Annotated in this window: 5 protein-coding genes; all 5 read left to right on the forward strand. The window is 62.6% G+C overall.

Features of this window, described 5'->3' with window-relative positions; genetic code table 11:
• Positions 1-222 precede the first annotated feature (222 nt).
• The 5 genes from GSM73_RS10620 (at position 223) to GSM73_RS10640 (ending at position 5,453) form a co-directional block, all read left to right on the forward strand.
• Complete coding sequence (locus GSM73_RS10620; RefSeq protein WP_047228943.1) at positions 223-825, forward strand: transposase; 603 nt, start codon at positions 223-225, stop codon at positions 823-825.
• Between the two features lie 74 nt (positions 826-899).
• Positions 900-2,456: a ShlB/FhaC/HecB family hemolysin secretion/activation protein gene (locus GSM73_RS10625; protein WP_372241374.1), complete on the forward strand. Its 1,557-nt coding sequence runs from the start codon at positions 900-902 to the stop codon at positions 2,454-2,456.
• A 17-nt stretch (positions 2,457-2,473) separates the two neighbouring features.
• A complete protein-coding gene (locus GSM73_RS10630) occupies positions 2,474-4,309 on the forward strand; it encodes a DUF2341 domain-containing protein (protein WP_047228945.1) in 1,836 nt (611 codons plus the stop codon).
• A gap of 11 nt (positions 4,310-4,320) precedes the next feature.
• The gene (locus GSM73_RS10635) at positions 4,321-4,746 is read left to right on the forward strand and encodes a biopolymer transporter ExbD (protein WP_047228946.1); all 426 of its coding nucleotides are present in this window, start codon (positions 4,321-4,323) and stop codon (positions 4,744-4,746) included.
• A gap of 2 nt (positions 4,747-4,748) precedes the next feature.
• Positions 4,749-5,453 (forward strand): energy transducer TonB, encoded by a 705-nt coding sequence (locus GSM73_RS10640; protein ID WP_160892470.1) that lies wholly within the window; start codon positions 4,749-4,751, stop codon positions 5,451-5,453.
• Positions 5,454-5,552 lie beyond the last annotated feature (99 nt).

The following is a 5,552-nucleotide window of genomic DNA, read 5'->3' on the forward strand; positions in this document are numbered from 1 at the left end:
CCCAGCCGCCTTTTTGGGGCCGCTGCGCAGCCCAGCGGGAGCAAGCTCCCTCGCCACGGGACCCGCGCTCAAGTTCCCATCGACGTCCATCCAAATGAAGCTTTCATGACAAAAGTTCGGTAGCACATCGCCATTCCCGTCAAGCCTGTGTGACGTGTTCGAGGGGACCTGCAAGGTCGTTTGGAACCGGGGCAGGCAGCCGGGAGTGAGGCGATGGGAACTATGGAACGTTATTCGAAAGTGGGCATGCAGGAGCTTGACCAGCGGTTGTCGAAGATCGTCGAGGCGGCGCGCAAGCAGCCGGTCTCGGTGTATCGCTACGGCGCACCGTGGGTCTGGATCGTTTCCCAGGATGACTGGCAGGGCGCACTCAAGGAAGTGTCCAGCTACATCCCGCAAGGCCATTCACTGGTGTTGCTGCGTCCGCAAATCGACGACCTGCTGGACGACCACCGCGACGTGCTGCAAGGCCTCACCGCAAGCGCCGAGATGCTGATCGCACCGCAGACCGTCATGCACATCCTTTTACTGCAACTGCTCTATTCGGTGCCCAGCGAGCAGCAACTCTACGAACAACTCAATTACAACCTGCTGTTCCGTTGGTTCGTCGGCCTGGACCTGAACCAGAAGGTCTGGCGCTTCGACGTTTTGAGCAAAGACCTCGCCACGCTGTTGGGCGATGCGCGGGCGGTGAGGCTCATCCAGAAAATAATCGGTGAAGTGTTCTGCGGTGCCTTGCTGCAAATGCCGGAGTTCTCCTTGAATTTCGCGCTGCTGCACACCTGGCTGGCGCGGCACGCCACGACATCGACTGCAAGCAATTGAGCGGTACTTTGAATTCAGGGGGTGGTGTGGAGCATTTCTTCAAATCGCGGCCAGCGCTGTGGGGCTGGTTGGTGTTGACGGTCGGGGGGCCGTCGGCGTTCGCCGCGCAAGCGCAGCAGGAAGTCGAATCGGCCCCGGCTCGCCTGGTGGACGTGAACGAGTATTTCGTGCGTGGCAACACCGTGCTCGATGCCCGGGCCATCGAGGAGGCGGTGTACCCGTTCCTCGGCCCGCAAAAGGCCTTGAGCGATATTGAGGGGGCCCGGGAGGCGCTGCAAAAGGCCTATCAGGCGCGCGGTTATCAATCGGTGTTCGTCGAGTTGCCGGAGCAGAAAGTCGAAGACGGCATCGTCTACCTGCAGGTCAGCGAGACCAAGGTCGGCCGAGTCCGCGTGGTGGGTGCCAAGCATTATTCGCCCGTGGAGATCCGCGAGGACGTGCCCGCGCTCAAGGAAGGCGAGGTGCCCGATTTCGCCCAGGTCCAGACCGAGTTGGCGCAGTTGAACAAAACCCCGGGGCGCCAGGTCATGCCGTTGGTACGCGAGGGCCAGCGGCCCGGCACCATGGATGTGGACTTGCAGGTCGAGGATCAGAACCCGTGGCAAGCCAGCCTGGGGCTCAATAACGATTACAGCGCCGACACCGAGAAGCTGCGCACAGTCGCCAGCCTGGGCTACAACAACCTTTGGCAATTGGGTCACAGCCTCTCGCTGACCTTCTTCACCGCGCCCCAGGACACCGAAAACGCCAAGGTCTGGTCGGGCTCCTATACCGCGCCGCTGGACGAGCACTGGAGCGTGCAGTTCTCCGGTTACCAGTCCGACAGCAACGTGGCGACCATCGGCGGCAGCAACGTCTTGGGCAGGGGCCATTCGTACGGTGTCTCGGCGATCTACACCTTGGCGTCCAGCGCCGCCTGGGCCAATACGTTTTCCATTGGCGTGGATTTCAAAGACTTTGAGGAAGAGCTGAATCTGGGCGGCGCCAGCGACAAAGTACCGCTCAAGTACGCGCCGTTCACCTTCGCCTACAACGGCTTTCGCTACACCGAAAACAGCCAGTTGGGCCTTGGCCTGAGCCTGGTGGCGGGCACCCGCAGCCTGTTGGGCTACGGCAGTTCCGACGAAGACTTCGACTACAAGCGCTACCGCGCCAGCCCCAGTTTTGCCGTGCTCAAGGGAGACGGCAATTACACCTTCACCTTCGCCAACGACTGGCAGACCGCGTCCAAAGCCGCGTTCCAGCTGGCGTCCGGGCCGCTGGTTTCCAACGAACAGTTCTCTGCCGGTGGCGCGACATCGGTCCGCGGTTATCTGGCCGCCGAGCGTACCGGGGATGACGGCTACCTGCTGTCCCAGGAGTTGCGTACACCTTCCATTGCCAAGTTCCTCGGCAGTTATGTCCAGGAGTGGCGGTTCTACGCCTTCGCCGAAGGCGCGCAGTTGTACTTGCGCGACGAACTGCCCGATCAGGACGCGGATTACAGCCTGGCCAGTGTCGGCCTCGGCACTCGCGCGAGCCTGAGCAAATGGCTGTCCGGCAGCCTCGATTGGGGCTACCCGCTGCTCGAAGGGCCGAACACCTCGAAACAGGAATCGCGCCTGCATTTCAACCTGCAAGCGACGTTTTGAACCTAGGAGTCATGTCCATGCAACGCTTATTGTTATCCCTGTTTATCTGCCTGGGGCTGGTGCTTCCAGCCACGGCCAATGCTTGGTGGCAGGACGACTGGCACTACCGCAAACAGATTTCCGTGGACACCACGCCCCAAGGCGCGGCGATCAGCCAGGCCCTGGGCCGCACCGCATTGCTGGTACGCCTGCACACCGGCAACTTCACCTTCGACGGTGTCAAGGATGATGGCTCGGACCTGCGTTTTGTCAGTGCCGATGACAAGACCGTGCTCAATCACCAGATCGAAAGCTTCGACCCGTTGATGGGGATGGCCTTGATCTGGGTCGATGTACCGAACGTGGAGGGTGGCCAGCGTCAGGATCTGTGGATGTACTACGGCAACCAGAAGGCACCGGCCACCGGCAGCGGCCAATTGACCTTCGACCCGGATTACACCGCTCTTTACCACTTCGATGGCACCACCGGTGTACCGCCCCGGGATGCCACGGCGTATGGCAACAATGCCCAGGGTGCCGCTGGAACCAGCATCGATGGCGTGATCGGTCGTGCCTTGCAATTCAACGGTCAGCCGCTGCTGTTGCCGGCCAGCCCTTCATTGCAGCACAGCGCCGGCGCGGCGTTCACATTCAGCGCCTGGCTGCGCCAGGATCAGGCCAGCGGTGAGCAGGTGATCCTGGCCCGCCGTGAGGCCGCCGCCAGCCTGTTGGTGGGGGTGAACCAGGGTGTGCCATTCCTGGACATTGACGGTCAGCGTGCCGTCTCGACTCAACCGTTGAACCCCGGCCAATGGCAACACCTGGCGTTGACCGCCTCGGGCGACCGGGTCGTGCTGTACGTCAACGGTCGTGAAACCGCGAGCCTGGCGGTGGCGATGCCGGCGTTCAATTCGCCGATGGCCCTGGGGGCCGATCTTTCTACGGGGCTTGCCTCCGACCCTTCAACTGATCTTCCCACCGGGGCTTTCGTGCCGTTCAGCGGGGCCATGGACGAGGTGCGGCTGTCCAAGGTCGCCCGTGCGGCGCCGCTGCTGTTGGCTGATGCCAATGCCCAGGGCGCCGAATCAAAACTGGTGGCCTATGGTGTCGATGAAGAGCAGTCCGGCTTCGGTTTCGGCAGCCTGGGTTTCCTGCTCAACGCTGTGCCGCTGGACGCCTGGGTGATCATCGCGGTGCTGGTGCTGATGATGTTCCAGTCGTGGGTCATCATGATCCGCAAGAACCGTATGGTCAGCCGCCTCAGTGCCGCCAACGAAGCCTTCCGTGAGCAGTTCGCCACGATCGGCACGCGCCTGGAAATGTTCGCCGACGATCAGGACCTCGCCCAGCGCCTGCAACATTCGTCCCTGTGGCGGTTGTACCTGGTGGCGGTCAAGGAGATCCGCACCCGTCGCGAGCAGGGCGCCGATACCTCGTCGGTGTCGGCCGCCACCATCGAAGCGATCCGCTGCTCCATGGACGGTGTGCGCACCCGGGAAAACCAGCAACTGAGCTCGAAACTCTCGACCCTCTCCAACGCCATCGCCGGCGGGCCGTACATCGGCCTGCTCGGCACGGTGCTGGGGATCATGGTGGTGTTCCTCGGCACGGCCATGGCCGGTGACGTGAACATCAATGCCATTGCCCCGGGCATGGCCGCGGCCTTGCTCGCCACTGCCATGGGCCTGTTCGTCGCGATCCCTGCGCTGTTTGGCTACAACCGGCTGATCACTCGCAACAAGGAAGTCAGCGCCGACATGCGGGTGTTCGTCGACGAGTTCATCACGCGCCTGGCGGAGATGCACGGCGAAGGTCAGTCCGGTGAAGCGGCGCATCGCCGTGACCATCACGTTCAATCGCCCGTACCGGCCTGAGGAGCGCAGTCATGGCTAGCGTAAACGCTTCACACGATGACGACGATGACGCCGCAGTGGACAGCATCAACATCACGCCGTTGGTGGACGTGCTCATGGTGGTGTTGGTGATGTTCATTCTCACCGCTACGGCGCAGGTGTCGGGTATTCAGATCAACCTGCCCAAGGCCAGCGCCTCGGTGTCGTTGTCCGAAGCCAAGACCAAGGCCATTTCGGTGAACGACGGCGGGCAGGTGTTCCTTGATGCCTACCCGGTGACTCTGGGCGAGCTGGAGGAGCGTCTGCGTATCGAAAAAGCCCAGAGCCCGGATTTTCCGGTGATCGTGCGCGGCGACGCCACGGTGCAGTACCAGAAAGTCATCGAAGTGCTGGATCTGTTGCGGCGCCTGGAACTGTCACAGGTCGGTCTCGTGACCGGCAAACCGAGCCAGGGCTGACCATGACCGCCAAACTTCCCATCAACCCGCCCCCGGTGAAGAACGCGCCGCTGCGCCTGCTCAAGTGGGCCGCCGCCCTGGTGCTGGGTGGCGTGGGGGCCTGGCTGCTGTGGCAATGGGCCAACGACATGAGTGGCGTGCGCCGTGAAGCGCCAAAGGTGCCAACCATTATTCCGCTGCCACCGCCGCCCCCGCCGCCGCCGGAAAAACCCAAGGAACCGGAGCCCCAGGTCGAGGAGAAAGTGGTCGAGCCAGAACCGACCCCGGAGCCCGAGGAGATCAAGCCCGAAGATGAAGCGCCGCCGTCACCGGTGGATGACCTGGAGAACCCCATGCAAATGGACGGTGATGCCCAGGCCGGCAACGACGCGTTCAACATCGGTGCGGGCAAGGGCGGCGGCATGGCCGGGGCTGGAGGGGGACGCCTGGGTAACGGCACCTACAGCCAGTTCCTGGCGTTCACCTTCCAGCGCCTGCTTCGGGAAAACCCCGAGCTGCGCAGCCTGGCCTTCTCACTGCAGGCCGACGTCTGGCTGAGCGCCGTGGGCGAGATCACCCGGGTCGAGCTGGTCAAGTCCAGCGGCAACGGGCAAGTGGATGAACAAGTCATCACCGCCTTGCGCACCGCTCCCCCTCTGAGTGAACGGCCACCGGCCTCCCTGACTTTGCCCGTGCGCCTGTCCTTGCAGGGACGGCGTCCGGGTTAACCGAATATTTGAAAGTTTGCCAACAGGAGTTGTGTGCAGATGATTTCCAATGTGAATCGATTGTCTTGGGCAATCGGCCTGGTTGTATTGAGCCTGGCC

It is taken from the genome of Pseudomonas sp. PICF6 (assembly GCF_009831705.1).
GTDB lineage: Bacteria > Pseudomonadota > Gammaproteobacteria > Pseudomonadales > Pseudomonadaceae > Aquipseudomonas > Aquipseudomonas rhizophila.